Raw genomic sequence first — 16,129 nt, 5'->3', positions numbered from 1 at the left:
CCAGTAAGCTGCGGCACGAACTACACCGGATTAGCCAGAGGACACCGTTGCAAGCGCGGGACGCACACGCCAATGTTTTTTTCGTAGGGCTCATGGGGGCAGGAAAAACCACTGTGGGTCGGGCGGTTGCGCGCCGTCTCGAGCGCCCGTTCTTCGATTCCGACCATGAAATCGAGGCGCGCACGGGCGCGCGCATTCCCGTGATCTTCGAGCTCGAGGGCGAAGCGGGCTTTCGCGATCGCGAAGCGAGCGTGATCTCCGAGCTGACCGGGCGCGACAATATCGTGCTCGCGACCGGCGGCGGTGCAGTCCTGCGGCCGGAAAACCGCGAAGCGTTGAAAAGCCGTGGCCTCGTGATCTATCTGCGCGCCAATCCGCATGACCTGTGGCTGCGCACGCGGCGCGACAAGAATCGCCCGCTGCTGCAAACGGAAGACCCCAAGGCGCGCCTCGAAGCGCTCTATGAAGTGCGCGACCCGCTGTACCGCGAATGCGCGCACTTCGTGATCGAAACCGGCCGGCCCTCGGTCAACGGACTCGTCAACATGGTTCTGATGCAGCTCGAGATGGCCGGCGTCGCCAAACATCCTGCTTCATAATGGACCGTATGATTACCGTTAACGTCGAACTGGGCGAGCGCGCCTACCCCATCCATATCGGTGCCGGCCTGATCGGCCAGACCGCGCTGTTCGCGCCGCATATCGCCGGCAACTCGGTCACGATCGTCACCAATAGCACCGTCGATCCGCTCTACGGCGACAAGCTGCGCGCAGCGCTTGCGCCGCTGAACAAGCAGGTGTCCACGGTGGTTTTGCCGGACGGCGAAGCACACAAGAATCTGCAGACGCTGAACCTGATCTTCGACGCGCTGCTCGGCTCGCGCGCCGACCGCAAGACCACGCTGATCGCGCTCGGTGGCGGTGTGATCGGCGACATGACCGGGTTTGCCGCCGCCTGCTACATGCGCGGCGTGCCGTTCATCCAGGTGCCGACCACGTTGCTGTCGCAGGTGGATTCGTCGGTCGGCGGCAAGACCGGCATCAATCATCCGCTGGGCAAGAATATGATCGGCGCGTTCTACCAGCCTCGGGCGGTGATCGCTGACATCGGCGCATTGCGTACGTTGCCCGAACGCGAACTCGCGGCGGGCATCGCCGAGGTCATCAAGACCGGCGCAATCGCCGACGCCGGATTCTTCACCTGGATCGAGGCCAATATCGAGGCTTTGAACCGCTGCGAACCGCAGGCGTTGACTGAAGCAGTCAAACGCTCGTGCGAGATCAAGGCGTCGGTGGTGGCGCAGGACGAGCGCGAAGGTGGTCTGCGCGCGATCCTCAACTTCGGTCACACGTTCGGCCACGCGATCGAAGCCGGACTCGGCTATGGCGAGTGGCTGCACGGCGAGGCGGTCGGTTGCGGAATGGTGATGGCGGCGGATCTGTCCGTGAGGCTCGGCCATCTCGATGAAGCGTCGCGCAAGCGGCTCGTCGACGTCGTGCTTGCCGCGCATCTGCCCACTCATGCTCCCGCGCTCGGCGCGGATCGTTACATCGAGCTGATGCAGATCGACAAGAAGGCGGAAGCCGGCGCGATCAAGTTCATTCTGCTGAAGCGTTTCGGTGAGACACTGATCACCCGCGCGCCCGACGCCGACGTGCATGCGACGCTGGCCGCCGCCGTCTAGATTCAACACGGCCCTGCAGCCACGCTTCACGCACCCGCGTCACGAGGCGCCGCCCATGTTTCGGAGGACCCGGTGACTGACAGGCGCAGCGACGATATCCAGCATGACACGACGAGCGCGCGCGCAGGCGCCGGGAACGGCGTCATCGCCGCCACGGTCAGCACTGCGGATGCCGCTGCCGCGGTTGCCACACCCGCCGCCCCCGCGCCGACCCAGCAGGCGCTCGAAGCGCATCTCGCGCCGTACGCGGCGCATTCGAGCCAGTCGCGTGGGCGTCGCTATGCGGAAACCGCGCCGAGCGCGCGTACCGAGTTTCAGCGCGACCGCGACCGCATCGTCCACTCGACCGCATTCCGGCGGCTCGAATACAAGACTCAGGTATTCGTCAACCACGAGGGCGACCTGTTTCGCACGCGCCTCACCCATAGCCTCGAAGTTGCGCAGATCGCGCGCTCGGTTGCGCGCAATCTGCGCGTCAATGAAGATCTCGTCGAAGCGATTTCGCTGGCGCACGATCTCGGCCATACGCCGTTCGGCCATGCCGGCCAGGATGCGTTGAACGAATGCATGCGCGAGCATGGCGGCTTCGAGCACAACCTGCAGAGCCTCACGGTCGTCGACGAACTTGAAGAGCACTACGGAGCGTTCAATGGGTTGAACCTGTGCTTCGAGACGCGCGAGGGCATTCTCAAGCATTGCTCGCGCGACAACGCGCGCCGGCTCGGGACATTGGGCGAGCGCTTTCTCGAAGGGCGGCAACCATCGCTCGAAGCGCAGATCGCCAACGTCGCCGACGAAATCGCGTACAACAATCACGACGTCGACGACGGTCTGCGCTCCGGTCTGCTGTCGCTCGAGCAGCTCGCCGAAGTGGAACTCTGGCAGACGCACTGCGAGGCGGCGCGCGGCGACTATCCGCAGATCGAGGGGCGTCGGCTGATTCACGAGACGGTGCGGCGCGTGATCAATACGCTGATCGTCGATCTGATCGAAACGACGCGGGCCAATCTCGCGCGCTACGCGCCGGCGTCACTCGACGACGTGCGCGCGGCGCCCCCGCTCGTCGCGCACAGTGATGCGATCGCCGCGCAGGCCGCGGCGCTCAAGCGCTTCCTGTTCAGAAACATGTACCGTCACTATCGCGTGATGCGCATGGCCAACAAGGCACGCCGCGTCGTGGTCGGCCTGTTCGGCGCGTTCACCGACGACCCGCGGCTGCTGCCGCCGGACTATCAGTCGGCCGATGCGACGCGTCAGCCGCGTTTGATCGCGCATTACATCGCGGGGATGACCGATCGTTACGCGCTGAAGGAGTATCGGCGGCTGTTCGTGATCGACGACAACTAGCCGCTGGCGGCTGGGCGCGGCAAGGGGTGTAACGTTCAGCGTTGCCGCATCGAGCGGCCGTCGCGCCCCCTTGCCAGCACCGTCAAACCGGGCAAGCCAGCGTCATCGCGAACGGGACGCGAACAGCGCCCCCAGCACCAGCGCAAGCCCGCCGACGATCGCAATCGTCTGCCACGGATTTTCATGCACGTAGTGATCGGCGTCCGAGATCGCGACGCCCGCCCGATCGCGCATCGCGTCGCGCGTGTCGTTCAGCCGCTCGCGCGCGGCGTCCAACTGTTTGCGCAGCCTGCCGCGCAGGGCCACGGCGTCGGCCTGCGTGCCGTCGGCCAAGGTCGATTCGAGTTCCGACAGCAGGGTGCGCAACTCGACCGCGATGTCTTCGGCCGCGTGGCGGCTGTGGCGAGCGATGCGCCGCGCGCGGCGACTCGCGCTGGTCCAGGATTCGCCGAGGGCGTCTCGCGTATTTGGAAGTGCTGTCATGGTCGCTCCGTCGATGAGTTGAAAGGCCCCGCGCATCGTCGCGCGGACACGCTATGCGTAGACGCAGTATCACGTCGTCGCATAGGAAACGCCATCTAAACGCAACTTCGATGCCAAGCGCTGCATTGCCGGCACCGCTGCACGCGTGCGGCTCGCGACAGGATGGGGCGTGCCCGTATCGTCGCCGGATTTTGCACATGGACGCGCCGAATTCGCGTCAAATTTACAAACGCTGATGCCGGATGACGCTGCCATCCCGATGCAACAGAGACGCCAAATGCAAACGCCGTGATCGGTTCGATGACGGCGTTCCCCAGGTCGCGAAAATTCGACTACCCTAATTCAAGCTACCTGCTTTAGCGAAGCGTTAGAAACGGTAACCGACGTTGACGTAAGTGACGATCGGGTTCAGCTTGATCTTGGTTTGCGATTGCACGGTCAGCGTGCCGACCGGCGTGGCCGATGCCGAACTGAGCTTTGCGGTCGTGCTGAGCGGCAGGTACGAGATCGACACGCCGGCGAACCAATGCTGATTGAAGGCGTACGTGAAGCCCGCATTAAACACGGGTTCCCACGAACTATCCGTCGACACACTGGTCGGACCATGCAGAACGTTGGCTTCGAATGCGCTGTTGGAAATGTGTTCGTCGGTGAACCAGATGCGGCTCACACCGAGACCGAGATACGGGCGGAACGAAGCGGTCGGCGCGTTGAAGTAGTACTTGAACAGCAGCGTCGGGCTCCACTGTTTGGCCTGCCCGAGCTTGCCGAACTGCGCGAAGCTGCCCGTGCCGTACAGATCGAAAGTAGGGGGGACGCCAATGACGAATTCGGTTGCGATATGGTCGGTGACGAAGTAGCCGGCGGTGAAACCGATGGTATCGGCCGAACTCAGCGAGGCGCCGGTGTTGGCTTCGGTGATGTTGGTTGGGCTACCGCCAATGCTGGTCACGGTCAGTGGGTCGCTGCTCGATTGGGGCGCCAGATGGAACCAGCCCGTCGAGAAGTAAATGGTGCCGGCCGATTGTGCGTGCGCTGCCGTGCTCATGCAGGCTAGCACTGCCATCCCCGTTACGGCCTGTTTTAATTTCATATGTGCTCCTCCAAAAAAGGCCCGCTCATTATGACTACAACGTTTGAAACAAACCATACGCGGCGGTTAGAGTTTTCTCCCTAAGCACCGCGTGGTTTCTGGCTTGGCCGCATGGCGCCGAACCTTGCGCCCATGCGGCTCTTCGGACCTTCGGGTATATACCAACGCGACTATTGGACACTCCAGCATGGCACGGCTTGCACGTCTTTATGTCCCCGACCAGCCGCAGCACGTCATCCTCCGCGGGCTCGACCAGCAGCCCGCCTTCGTCGACGACCAGGACTACGAGCTTTTCATCGACTGTCTGAAGGCGGCCTCCCGGGACCATCACCTTTCCATCCACGCCTACGCCTTGATGCCGGGCGCCGTGCAACTGCTTGTCACGCCCACCGAGGAGTCGAGCCTGCCCAAGGCGATGCAGGCCGTCGGGCGGCGCTATGTCGCGCACTTCAACCGGCGCTATGCGCGTCGCGGCACCTTGTGGGAAGGCCGTTACCGGGCCACCGTGATCGAGGGTGAGCGCTACTTCCTGCTTGCGAGCCGGGTTGTGGAAATGTGTCCGGTGCGCTTGCAGCTGGTCAACGCGGCCGAGGATTATCGCTGGTCGAGCTACCGTCATCACATCGGCCTCACCCTCGACAGTCTGATCACGGATCACCCCCTTTACTGGTCGCTCGGCAATACGCCGTTCGAGCGACAGCGTGCTTATCGCGAACTGTGCGAGCAGCCGCTCGACGAGCGCGAGGCAAGTCAGCTTCAGCAAGCCACGTTGAAGGGCTGGGTGCTCGGCAGCGACACGTACCGCGAATGGGCGGCGCGCGCCGCCAACCGACGTGTGTCACCCCTACCGCGTGGCCGGCCACGCAAGGTGCGCGAGACGCCGCATACGCAGTGAGGCGGCGGCAGGGCGATACCCCGGCGGCGCCGATAGAGCCGCTTTAAATCCGATTAAAGTGTTTTGCATCAAGGGACTGCATGAAGACGGCACGTCGGATGCCGTTTTCTTTTGCCCCAAATTGATGTGGCACCAATAAAAAATAACCGCACTGCACCAATTTGATAATCGGGGGCTGATCATTAGGTTTTATTTGCTATTTCCTTGATTCGTCGCGTATATTCCGATTTCCGACGCTTTTCGTCCCGCGCAGTCCTGCTGCGAGAAGAGCGCCGTCGTGGTCCCGAAGCGCACTGCGGCAAAAGCACAATGGTTTGACGGCCTGTCCGGCCTCCTCACAGACGGTGTCCCCATGAACGATCATCAGCAACCGATTCACCCGGTTCCCGCCGCCCAAGGTCTGTACGACCCGCAAAACGAGCATGATGCCTGCGGCGTCGGCTTCGTCGCCCATATCAAGGGACACAAGAGTCACGAAATCATCCAGCAGGGCCTGAAGATTCTCGAGAACCTCGATCACCGGGGCGCCGTCGGCGCCGATCCGCTGATGGGCGACGGCGCGGGCATCCTGATCCAGATTCCGGACGGCTTCTATCGCGAAGAGATGGCCCGGCAGGGCGTGACGCTGCCGCCGGCTGGCGAATACGGCGTCGGCATGATTTTCCTGCCGAAGGAGCACGCGTCGCGCATCGCCTGCGAACAGGAGCTCGAGCGCACGGTGAAGGCCGAGGGTCAGGTCGTGCTCGGCTGGCGCGACGTGCCGGTTGACCACGCCATGCCGATCTCGCCGACCGTGAAGGCGAGCGAGCCGCTGATCCGCCAGATCTTTATCGGCCGCGGCAAGGACATCATGGTGACCGACGCGCTCGAGCGGAAGCTGTACATCATCCGCAAGACCGCGAGCCATCGCATCCAGGCGCTGAAGCTCAAGCACGGCAAGGAATACTTCGTGCCGTCGATGTCGGCGCGCACGGTCGTCTACAAGGGTCTGCTGCTGGCGGGCCAGGTCGGCGTGTACTACCGCGACCTGCAGGACGACCGCACCATCTCGGCGCTCGCACTCGTGCACCAGCGCTTCTCGACCAACACGTTCCCGGCGTGGGAACTGGCTCACCCGTACCGCATGATCGCCCACAACGGCGAAATCAACACGGTGAAGGGCAACGTCAACTGGCTGAACGCGCGTACCGGCGCGATCGCCTCGCACGTACTCGGCGACGATCTGCCGAAGCTGTGGCCGCTGATCTATCCGGGCCAATCGGATACGGCATCGTTCGACAACTGTCTCGAACTGCTGGTGATGGCCGGCTACCCGCTCGTCCACGCGATGATGATGATGATTCCGGAAGCCTGGGAACAGCACACGCTGATGGACGAAAATCGCCGCGCGTTCTACGAATACCACGCCGCCATGATGGAGCCGTGGGACGGCCCCGCCGCCATCGCGTTCACCGACGGCCGCCAGATCGGCGCGACGCTCGACCGTAACGGTCTGCGCCCGGCGCGCTACATCGTCACCGACGACGACCTCGTCATCATGGCGTCGGAAGCCGGCACGTTGCCTATTTCCGAGTCGAAGATCGTCAAGAAGTGGCGTCTGCAGCCGGGCAAGATGTTCCTGATCGACATGGAGCACGGCCGCATCATCGACGACAAGGAACTGAAGGACAACCTCGCGAACGCCAAGCCGTACAAGAGCTGGATCGACGCCGTGCGCATCAAGCTCGACGAGATCGAGGCGAAGGCCGAAGACGTCGTGACGGAACGCCGCGAAGCTGCTGCGCTGCTGGATCGCCAGCAGGCGTTCGGCTACACCCAGGAAGACCTGAAGTTCCTGATGGCGCCGATGGCGCAAGCGGGCGAGGAAGCCGTCGGCTCGATGGGCAACGACTCGCCGCTCGCGGTCATGTCCAACAAGAACAAGACGCTCTATCACTACTTCAAGCAGTTGTTCGCGCAGGTCACGAACCCGCCGATCGATCCGATCCGTGAAAACATGGTGATGTCGCTCGTGTCGTTCATCGGCCCGAAGCCGAACCTGCTCGACACGAACAACATCAACCCGCCGATGCGTCTCGAAGTGTCGCAGCCGGTGCTCGACTTCAAGGACATCGCGAAGATCCGCGCGATCGATCAGTACACGGGCGGCAAGTTCAGCTCGTACGAACTGAACATCTGCTATCCGGTCGCCTGGGGCAAGGAAGGCATCGAGGCACGCCTTGCGTCGCTGTGCGCGGAAGCCGTCGATGCGGTCAAGTCCGGCTACAACATGCTGATCGTGTCGGACCGCAAGACCGATCGCGACAACGTCGCGATTCCGGCGCTGCTCGCTACGGCCGCGATCCATACGCACCTCGTGCAGCAGGGTCTGCGCACGAGCACGGGTCTCGTCGTCGAAACCGGTTCGGCGCGTGAAACGCACCACTTCGCGCTGCTCGCGGGCTATGGCGCGGAAGCCGTGCACCCGTACCTCGCGATGGAAACGCTGAGCCAGCTCGCGGGCGGCCTGAAGGGCGACCTGTCGGCGGAGAAGGCGGTCTACAACTTCACGAAGGCAGTCGGCAAGGGTCTGCAGAAGGTCATGTCGAAGATGGGTATTTCGACCTACATGTCGTACACCGGCGCGCAGATTTTCGAAGCGGTCGGTCTCGCCGCGGATCTGGTGTCGAAGTACTTCCACGGCACGTCGTCGAAAGTCGGCGGCATTGGTCTGTTCGACGTCGCGGAAGAAGCGATCCGTTTGCATCGCGAAGCATTCGGCGACAACCCGGTCCTCGCGAACATGCTGGACGCGGGCGGCGAGTACGCGTACCGCGTGCGCGGCGAAGAACACATGTGGACGCCGGATGCGATCGCCAAGCTGCAGCACTCGGCGCGCAGCAACTCGTACCAGACGTACAAGGAATACGCGCATCTGATCAACGATCAGACCAAGCGCCACATGACCTTCCGCGGCCTGTTCGAGTTCAAGTTCGATCCGACCAGGGCGATCCCGCTCGACGAAGTCGAACCGGCGAAGGAAATCGTCAAGCGTTTCGCGACCGGCGCAATGTCGATGGGCTCGATCAGCACCGAAGCGCACGCCACGCTCGCCGTCGCGATGAACCGCATCGGCGGCAAGTCGAACACCGGTGAAGGCGGTGAAGACGCAAACCGTTACCGCAACGAACTGCGCGGCATTCCGATCAAGAACGGCGACACGATGAAGTCCGTGATCGGCGACGAAGTGGTCGTCGACATTGCGTTGAAGGAAGGCGATTCGCTGCGCTCGCGCATCAAGCAGGTCGCGTCGGGCCGCTTCGGCGTGACGGCGGAGTACCTCGTGTCGGCCGACCAGATCCAGATCAAGATGGCGCAGGGCGCGAAGCCGGGCGAAGGCGGTCAGCTGCCGGGTCACAAGGTGTCGGACTACATCGGCAAGCTGCGTTACTCGGTGCCGGGCGTCGGCCTGATTTCGCCGCCGCCGCACCACGACATCTACTCGATCGAAGATCTGGCGCAGCTGATTCACGATCTGAAGAACGTGAACGCGTCGTCGAGCATCTCGGTGAAGCTCGTGTCGGAGTCGGGCGTCGGTACGGTTGCCGCGGGTGTCGCGAAGGCGAAGGCCGACCACGTCGTGATCGCCGGTCATGACGGCGGCACGGGTGCATCGCCGCTGTCGTCGATCAAGCATGCGGGCACGCCGTGGGAACTGGGTCTCGCCGAAACGCAGCAGACGCTGGTGCTGAACCGGCTGCGCGGCCGTATCCGCGTGCAGGCCGACGGTCAGATGAAGACCGGCCGCGACGTCGTGATCGGCGCGCTGCTCGGCGCTGACGAGTTCGGCTTCGCGACGGCGCCGCTCGTCGTCGAAGGCTGCATCATGATGCGCAAGTGCCATCTGAACACGTGCCCGGTCGGCGTCGCGACGCAAGATCCGGTGCTGCGCGCGAAGTTCCAGGGCCAGCCGGAACACGTCGTGAACTTCTTCTTCTTCATTGCGGAAGAGGCGCGCGAAATCATGGCGCAACTCGGTATCCGCAAGTTCGACGACCTGATCGGTCGCGCGGAACTGCTCGACACGAAGAAGGGTATCGAGCACTGGAAGGCGAAGGGCCTCGACTTCTCGCGTGTGTTCTACCAGCCGCAAGTGCCGGCTGAAGTCGCGCGCAAGCACGTCGACGTGCAGGATCACGGCCTCGACCGCGCGCTCGACCACACGCTGATCGAGAAGGCGAAGGCCGCGATCGAAAAAGGCGAGCACGTGTCGTTCATCCAGCCGGTGCGCAACGTGAACCGCACGGTCGGCGCGATGCTGTCGGGCACGATCGCGAAGAAGTACGGCCACGAAGGACTCGCGGACGACGCGATCCACATCCAGTTGAAGGGCACCGCGGGTCAGAGCTTCGGCGCGTTCCTCGCGAAGGGCATCACGCTGGATCTGGTCGGCGACGGCAACGACTACGTGGGCAAGGGCCTGTCGGGCGGCCGCATCATCATCCGTCCGACCAACGATTTCCGCGGCAAGTCGGAAGAGAACATCATCTGCGGCAACACGGTGATGTACGGCGCGATCGAAGGCGAAGCCTTCTTCCGCGGCGTGGCCGGCGAGCGATTCTGCGTGCGTAACTCGGGCGCGACGGCGGTCGTCGAAGGCACGGGCGACCACGGTTGCGAATACATGACGGGCGGCACGGTCGTCGTGCTCGGCGAGACGGGCCGTAACTTCGCGGCCGGCATGTCGGGCGGCATCGCGTACGTGTTCGATCCGGACGGCATGTTCGCGAGCAAGTGCAACAAGTCGATGGTCGCGCTCGAACCGGTGCTGCAACAGGCAGAACAGGAGCGCACGGTCGATCAGGGCGTGTGGCATCGCGGCACGACGGACGAAGCGCTGCTCAAGGGGCTCATCGAGCGTCACTTCCAGTTCACGGGCTCGCCGCGCGCGAAGGCGCTGCTCGAAAACTGGGACGCGGCACGCCGTCAGTTCGTGAAGGTGTTCCCGACCGAATACAAGCGCGCGCTCGGCGAACTCGCCGCGAAGAAGGCGAACAGCGAAGTGCTCGCCGCCTGAGCTGCCTTCACGGAAGTCAACTTTAGACGTACCCGCCGCGTTCCGACCAATCGACGCGCGGCGGGTCCAGATTACCCCTAGATACAGATAGAGAAGAGAACCACATGGGCAAGGCAACCGGTTTTCTCGAGTTCGAACGTCGCCACGAGACGTACGAGGCTCCGCTCACGCGTGTGAAGCACTACAAGGAATTCGTCGCGGCACTGACCGACGACGAAGCGAAGATTCAAGGCGCGCGTTGCATGGACTGCGGCATTCCGTTCTGCAACAGCGGCTGCCCGGTCAACAACATCATCCCGGACTTCAACGACCTGGTGTTCCGTCAGGACTGGAAGAACGCGATCGAAGTGCTGCATTCGACCAACAACTTCCCCGAGTTCACGGGCCGCATCTGCCCGGCACCGTGCGAAGCGGCGTGCACGCTCGGCATCAACGACGACCCGGTCGGCATCAAGTCGATCGAGCACGCGATCATCGACAAAGCCTGGACCGAAGGCTGGGTCGCGCCGCAAACGCCGAAGCACAAGACCGGCAAGAAGGTCGCCGTGGTCGGCTCGGGCCCCGCGGGTCTCGCGGCCGCGCAGCAGCTCGCGCGCGCCGGTCATGACGTGACCGTGTTCGAGAAGAACGACCGGATCGGCGGCCTGCTGCGTTATGGCATCCCCGACTTCAAACTGGAGAAGTGGCAGATCGACCGCCGCATGCGCCAGATGGAAGGCGAAGGCGTGACGTTCCGCACCAACGTGTTCATCGGCAAGCCGGACTCGCTGCCGGCGCACATCGGCAACACGGCGAAGGAAACCATCACGCCGGCCGAGTTGAACGAACAGTTCGACGCGGTCGTGATCGCCGGTGGTTCCGAAATGCCGCGCGATCTGCCGGTGCCGGGCCGCGAGCTCGAAGGCGTGTACTACGCGATGGAATTCCTGCCGCAGCAGAACAAGGTCAACGCCGGCGACAAAGTGCCGAACCAGCTCGTCGCGAAGGGCAAGCACGTCGTCGTGATCGGCGGCGGCGATACCGGTTCCGACTGCGTGGGCACGTCGAACCGTCACGGCGCGAAGAGCGTCACGCAGTTCGAACTGCTGCCGCAGCCGCCGGAAGAAGAGAACAAGCCGCTCGTATGGCCGTACTGGCCGATCAAGCTGCGCACGTCGTCGTCGCATGAGGAAGGCTGCGAGCGCGACTGGGCGGTCGCGACCAAGCGTCTCGAAGGCAAGAACGGCAAGGTCGAGAAGCTGATCGCCGCGCGCGTCGAATGGAAGGACGGCAAGATGGTCGAAGTGCCGAACTCCGAATTCGAAATGAAGGCCGACCTCGTGCTGCTCGCGATGGGCTTCACGCAGCCGGTGTCGCCGGTGCTCGAAGCGTTCGGCGTCGACAAGGATGCGCGCGGCAACGTGCGCGCCACGACCGAGGGCGACAAGGCGTACTACACGTCGGTGAACAAGGTGTTCACGGCAGGCGACATGCGCCGCGGCCAGTCGCTCGTGGTGTGGGCGATTCGCGAAGGCCGTCAGTGCGCACGTTCGGTCGATGCGTTCCTGATGGGGCATTCGGAACTGCCGCGTTAAGCGTCTTCAGCCGGTGTGCGTGCCTGGCGTTCCAGGCCGCGCGCGCCGGCCACGATTTGCAGGAAGACGTGGAGACGACAAGGCGCCCCATGAAGGGCACCTGTAGCGGGAAAGCAATGCAGTAAAAAAGAAACCGGGCTCGCCTGGAAGGGGGAGCCCGGTTTTCTTTTATCCCGTCGCGGTGCGTTATGTCCGCCTCATTGGCGATAGCGCGCGAGCGTCAGACCGTCGAGATCGATCTCCGGTTTGCGCTGCGCGATCAGATCCGCGACCACGCGCGCCGAGCCCATCGACATCGCCCAGCCCGTCGAGCCGTGCCCGAGGTTCAGCCATAAGTTGTCGATGTTGCACGGGCCGAGCAGCGGCGTGCCATCGGGCGTCATCGGCCGGTGGCCGACCCAGAAGTGCGCGGAAGTCGGATTGGCCGCGTGCGGAAACCAGTCGCGCAGCACCGTGAGCAGCGTTTGCAGCGCCTGCTCGCGCAACGTCGTCTGGCGATTGCCGAGCTCCGCCGTACCCGCGATGCGCAGGTTGTTGCCGAAGCGCGTGATCGCCGTCTTCAGCGATTCGTCCATCAGTGCCGCCCGTGGCGCTTTTTCCTCGTCGATCACAGGCAGCGTGGCCGAATAGCCCTTCACCGGATAGAGCGGCACCTTCACGCCGAGCGGCGCGAGCAACGCCGCGCTATCGACGCCGAGCGCGACGACCACCGCGTCGGCCTGCAGCGTCTGCGCGCCCTGCTCGCTTTGAATACGCACGCCGCGCACCGTCGCTCCCTCGACATCGAGCGACGTGACGCGCGTGTCGAAGCGAAAGCTCACGCCATTGCGTTCACAGATCGCGCGCAGTTCGCGGGTGAAGCGCGCGCAGTCGCCGGCTTCGTCGTCGGGCAGATAGAGGCCCGAGAACGGCGCTTGACGCGCCCAGCGCAGACCGGGCTCGATCTCCGCGCACTGCGCGGCGCTGACTTCCCGATGCACGATGCCCCCCTCGCGCAGCACCGCAAGCGCCGGCTGCGCGAGTTCGACGTCGTACTCGCTGCGAAACAGTTGCAGATAGCCCTGGCTGCGGCCGTAGTCGAACGGATGACGGCCGCGGAATTCGTGCAGGCAAGCGCGGCTGTAGTACGCGATGCGCTGCATACGCTGCTTGTTCACGCGAAAGCGGTCGAGGTCGCACTCGCGCAGCCAGCGCGCGATCCAGCGCCATTGGGCCGGATCGAGCGTCGGCCGGAAGATCAGCGGCGAGGCCGGCTTGAACAGGTACTTGAGGATTTTCACCGGCATGCCGGGCGCGGCCCATGGCGTCACGTAGCCCGGCGCGATCACGCCGGCGTTGCCGAAACTCGTGGACAGGGCGACGTCGGGTTCGCGCTCGATCACCGTCACGTCGCAGCCTTGCTGGCACAGATAAAAAGCAGTGGCGACGCCGATGACGCCGCCGCCGAGTACGATCGTTTTCATGATTGGGAACTGCGGTGTCAGACGATCTCAAGCGGCGGAGCCAGCCGCCCCTAGCACCTTGCCCTTCGTTTCCGGCAGGCACAACGCGGCGACGATCACGAGCAGATACCCCGCGCCCGCGACGATGCCCATCGCCTTCACGAGCGTCATCGTCTGCGCGAAGGTGCCGACGAGTATCGGGAAGAACGAACCGAGCCCGCGCCCGAGGTTGTAGCAGAAGCCTTGCCCCGAGCCGCGGATTTCGTTCGGATACAGCTCCGACAGATACGCGCCGATGCCCGCGAAAATCCCCTGCACGACGATGCCGAGCGGGAAGCCGAGCGCGAGCATCATCGTGTCGGTGATCGGCAGCATCGTGTAGACCATGCCGAGCACGAACGAGCCGACCGCGAACAGCACGAACGACGCGCGCCGGCCGATCCTGTCGCACAGAATCGCGCCGACGATATAGCCGGCGAACGAACCGACGATCAGCACGATCAGATAGCCGCTCGTATTGAACACCGACAGATGGCGCTCGGTCTTCAGATAAGTGGGCAGCCACGTCGTGATCGCGTAGTAGCCGCCGAGCATGCCGGTGCACAGCGCGCTGCCGAGCACAGTTGTCTTCAGATGCGCGGCCGAGAAGATCTGCATGAAGTGCGACGTGTTGATGCCGCTTTCGCGCGCGCGACGCGTCGCGACAAAGATCTCGGGGTCGCTGACGTTGCGGCGGATATAGATGATCCATGCGGCGGGCAGCAGGCCAACCCAGAAACACGCGCGCCACGCGTACTGCTCGGGCAGCAGCGCGAAAGCCGCCCAGTAGACGATCGCCGCGGCCGCCCAGCCGAACGACCAGCTGCTCTGCACGGTGCCGACCGCCTTTGCGCGATGCTGTGGAGAGCGGATCGTCTCGGCCATCATGATCGTCACGACCGACCACTCACCGCCGAAGCCGATGCCCTGCAGCGTACGCGTGGCGAGCAACTGCCAGAACGACTGCGTGAAGCCAGACAGGAACGTGAAGATCGCGAAGGTGGCGATCGTCCATTGCAATACACGGATGCGCCCGTGGCGATCGGCAAGAATGCCGGCGAGCCAGCCGCCGATCGCCGACGAAATCAGCGAGCTGGTGGCGATCATGCCTGCTTCGCTTTTGCTCATGCCCCACGTCGCGATCAGCGTCGGGATGAGGAACGAGTAGATCATGAAGTCGAACGCGTCGACCGCGTATCCGCCGAAACCGGCGAATAGCGTGCGACGCTCGCGCGGGGTCAGCTCGGTGAACCATTGGAGAGAAGACATGTTTTGTTGTGGTCTCCAGGTTTCTTGTGCCTGCGGGGGCCGGATGGGAGGGTGTCAGTATTCTACGGGGATGCGGCGTCGTGAGGCCAGTTGGGGTCAAAAAGGGCGTGCGCGCGGTAACGGCCGATAAGGCACCGCAAGGGAACGGAAATCGGTGGGCCAACCGTCCCTCTTTTTTCTTACTAACCCCTACGATGTAACGCAAAATTTATTGGTCAACGTTAAACTGCGTCTGCAGCCCCGGCTGCCCCACGCAATCCTCCTATACACCTGTCGCCCCGATGTCCGTTACCGCGAAAAACCGTTCGCCTTTCCGCGCCCTTGCGAGCACGACCGTGCCCGTGGAGCGCGGCATGCCCGGCGAAGCGTCGGCGGCGCGGCGACGCTTTCTGAGGGGCTCGGCCGGTGCGATGCTGGCCGCGGGTTTCGGCAGCACGCTGCTGTCCGCCTGCGGCGGTAGTCTCGAAGCCGATCAGCCGGCTACGCCGCGGCTCGTGTCGGTCAGCAACTTCCGCGATGTCGGCGGCGCGGGTGCCGGCTACCTGACCGTCGACGGCAAACAGATGCGGCGCGGCGTGTTCTATCGCGCGAACGCGCTGACGCTGAGCGGCACCGACACGGCGACGCTCGACAAGCTCGGTATCGTGTCGGTCTACGACCTGCGCACGCCCGCCGAAATCGCACGCGCCGCCGACGTGCTGCCGAGCGGCGCGACATCCTCGACGCTGAACGTGCTCGGCACGAACGACTTCGTCGCGCCCCCGGTCGATTCTCCCGTCGACGCCGTCGCGTTCATGCAGGCGCAGGCGCGCGCGTATGTGACGGGCGGCCCGCAGCGAGCCGCCTATGGCGCGTTGCTCGGCGCGCTCGCCGACGGCACGGGCGCGCAGCTATTCCACTCGAACGCGGGCAAGGATCGCGCGGGCTGGGTCGCGGCGCTGCTGCTCAGCATCGCCAACGTTCCGCTCGACGTGATCATGCAGGACTACCTGCTCAGCAACGTCTATCTCGCGCCATCGATCGCCGCGCAAACCACCACGCTGCGCGCGCAGGAAGGCGCGGCCATCGCGACGGCGAGAGCGCCGTTGCTCGACGTGGACGAGAACTATCTGCAGGCGGGCTTCGACCAGGTGCAGGCGAGCTACGGCACGATGGCGAGCTACCTGACGCAAGGCCTCGGTCTTTCCACGGCGACGGTCGACGCGCTGCGCAATCGGCTCGTGCATTGACGCGCTTCGCTGGCGCGC

General features: G+C 64.0%; 11 protein-coding genes. 7 read left to right on the top strand and 4 right to left on the bottom strand.

Annotated elements, in window-relative coordinates; genetic code table 11:
* Positions 1-47 precede the first annotated feature (47 nt).
* From OKW35_RS43455 to OKW35_RS43445, 3 genes are all read left to right on the top strand, one after another.
* Positions 48-599 (top strand): shikimate kinase, encoded by a 552-nt coding sequence (locus OKW35_RS43455; RefSeq protein WP_090802131.1) that lies wholly within the window; start codon positions 48-50, stop codon positions 597-599.
* A gap of 8 nt (positions 600-607) precedes the next feature.
* A complete protein-coding gene (gene aroB, locus OKW35_RS43450) occupies positions 608-1,684 on the top strand; it encodes a 3-dehydroquinate synthase (RefSeq protein WP_429555291.1) in 1,077 nt (358 codons plus the stop codon).
* 144 nt (positions 1,685-1,828) lie between these two features.
* On the top strand, positions 1,829-3,031 hold the full coding sequence (locus tag OKW35_RS43445; protein ID WP_429555306.1) for a deoxyguanosinetriphosphate triphosphohydrolase: 1,203 nt from the start codon (positions 1,829-1,831) through the stop codon (positions 3,029-3,031).
* A 102-nt stretch (positions 3,032-3,133) separates the two neighbouring features.
* Here the strand turns inward: OKW35_RS43445 and OKW35_RS43440 are convergent, their stop codons facing one another.
* Both OKW35_RS43440 and OKW35_RS43435 read right to left on the bottom strand, forming a co-directional pair.
* Positions 3,134-3,514, bottom strand: a complete 381-nt coding sequence (locus OKW35_RS43440; RefSeq protein WP_090802126.1) for a DUF883 family protein — start codon at positions 3,512-3,514, stop codon at positions 3,134-3,136.
* A gap of 367 nt (positions 3,515-3,881) precedes the next feature.
* Positions 3,882-4,607: an OmpW/AlkL family protein gene (locus tag OKW35_RS43435; RefSeq protein ID WP_429356249.1), complete on the bottom strand. Its 726-nt coding sequence runs from the start codon at positions 4,605-4,607 to the stop codon at positions 3,882-3,884.
* A 187-nt stretch (positions 4,608-4,794) separates the two neighbouring features.
* On the opposite strand from OKW35_RS43435, the gene OKW35_RS43430 reads away from it, so the two are divergent.
* The 3 genes from OKW35_RS43430 (at position 4,795) to OKW35_RS43420 (ending at position 12,132) form a co-directional block, all read left to right on the top strand.
* Positions 4,795-5,502 carry a transposase gene (locus OKW35_RS43430; RefSeq protein WP_013090727.1) on the top strand — a complete coding sequence of 236 codons (708 nt, stop codon included), beginning with the start codon at positions 4,795-4,797 and terminating at the stop codon, positions 5,500-5,502.
* 352 nt (positions 5,503-5,854) lie between these two features.
* Entirely contained in the window at positions 5,855-10,558 is a 4,704-nt protein-coding gene (locus OKW35_RS43425) for a glutamate synthase-related protein (protein WP_429555290.1), read from the top strand.
* Positions 10,559-10,662: 104 nt separating this feature from the next.
* The gene (locus OKW35_RS43420; RefSeq protein WP_090802122.1) at positions 10,663-12,132 is read left to right on the top strand and encodes a glutamate synthase subunit beta; all 1,470 of its coding nucleotides are present in this window, start codon (positions 10,663-10,665) and stop codon (positions 12,130-12,132) included.
* Between the two features lie 197 nt (positions 12,133-12,329).
* On the opposite strand, the gene OKW35_RS43415 is transcribed toward OKW35_RS43420, so the two are convergent.
* Both OKW35_RS43415 and OKW35_RS43410 read right to left on the bottom strand, forming a co-directional pair.
* Entirely contained in the window at positions 12,330-13,595 is a 1,266-nt protein-coding gene (locus OKW35_RS43415; RefSeq protein WP_429555289.1) for a D-amino acid dehydrogenase, read from the bottom strand.
* Positions 13,596-13,622: 27 nt separating this feature from the next.
* Entirely contained in the window at positions 13,623-14,882 is a 1,260-nt protein-coding gene (locus OKW35_RS43410; RefSeq protein WP_429356246.1) for an MFS transporter, read from the bottom strand.
* A gap of 353 nt (positions 14,883-15,235) precedes the next feature.
* Here OKW35_RS43410 and OKW35_RS43405 point away from each other — a divergent pair, with 353 nt between their 5' ends.
* Positions 15,236-16,111 carry a tyrosine-protein phosphatase gene (locus OKW35_RS43405; protein WP_429356245.1) on the top strand — a complete coding sequence of 292 codons (876 nt, stop codon included), beginning with the start codon at positions 15,236-15,238 and terminating at the stop codon, positions 16,109-16,111.
* Positions 16,112-16,129: the final 18 nt, after the last annotated feature.

This window comes from Paraburkholderia sp. MM5477-R1 (assembly GCF_050436385.1).
In the GTDB taxonomy this organism is placed as follows: Bacteria; Pseudomonadota; Gammaproteobacteria; order Burkholderiales; family Burkholderiaceae; genus Paraburkholderia; species Paraburkholderia tuberum.
This window is presented reverse-complemented; position numbering and strand designations above follow the sequence as displayed.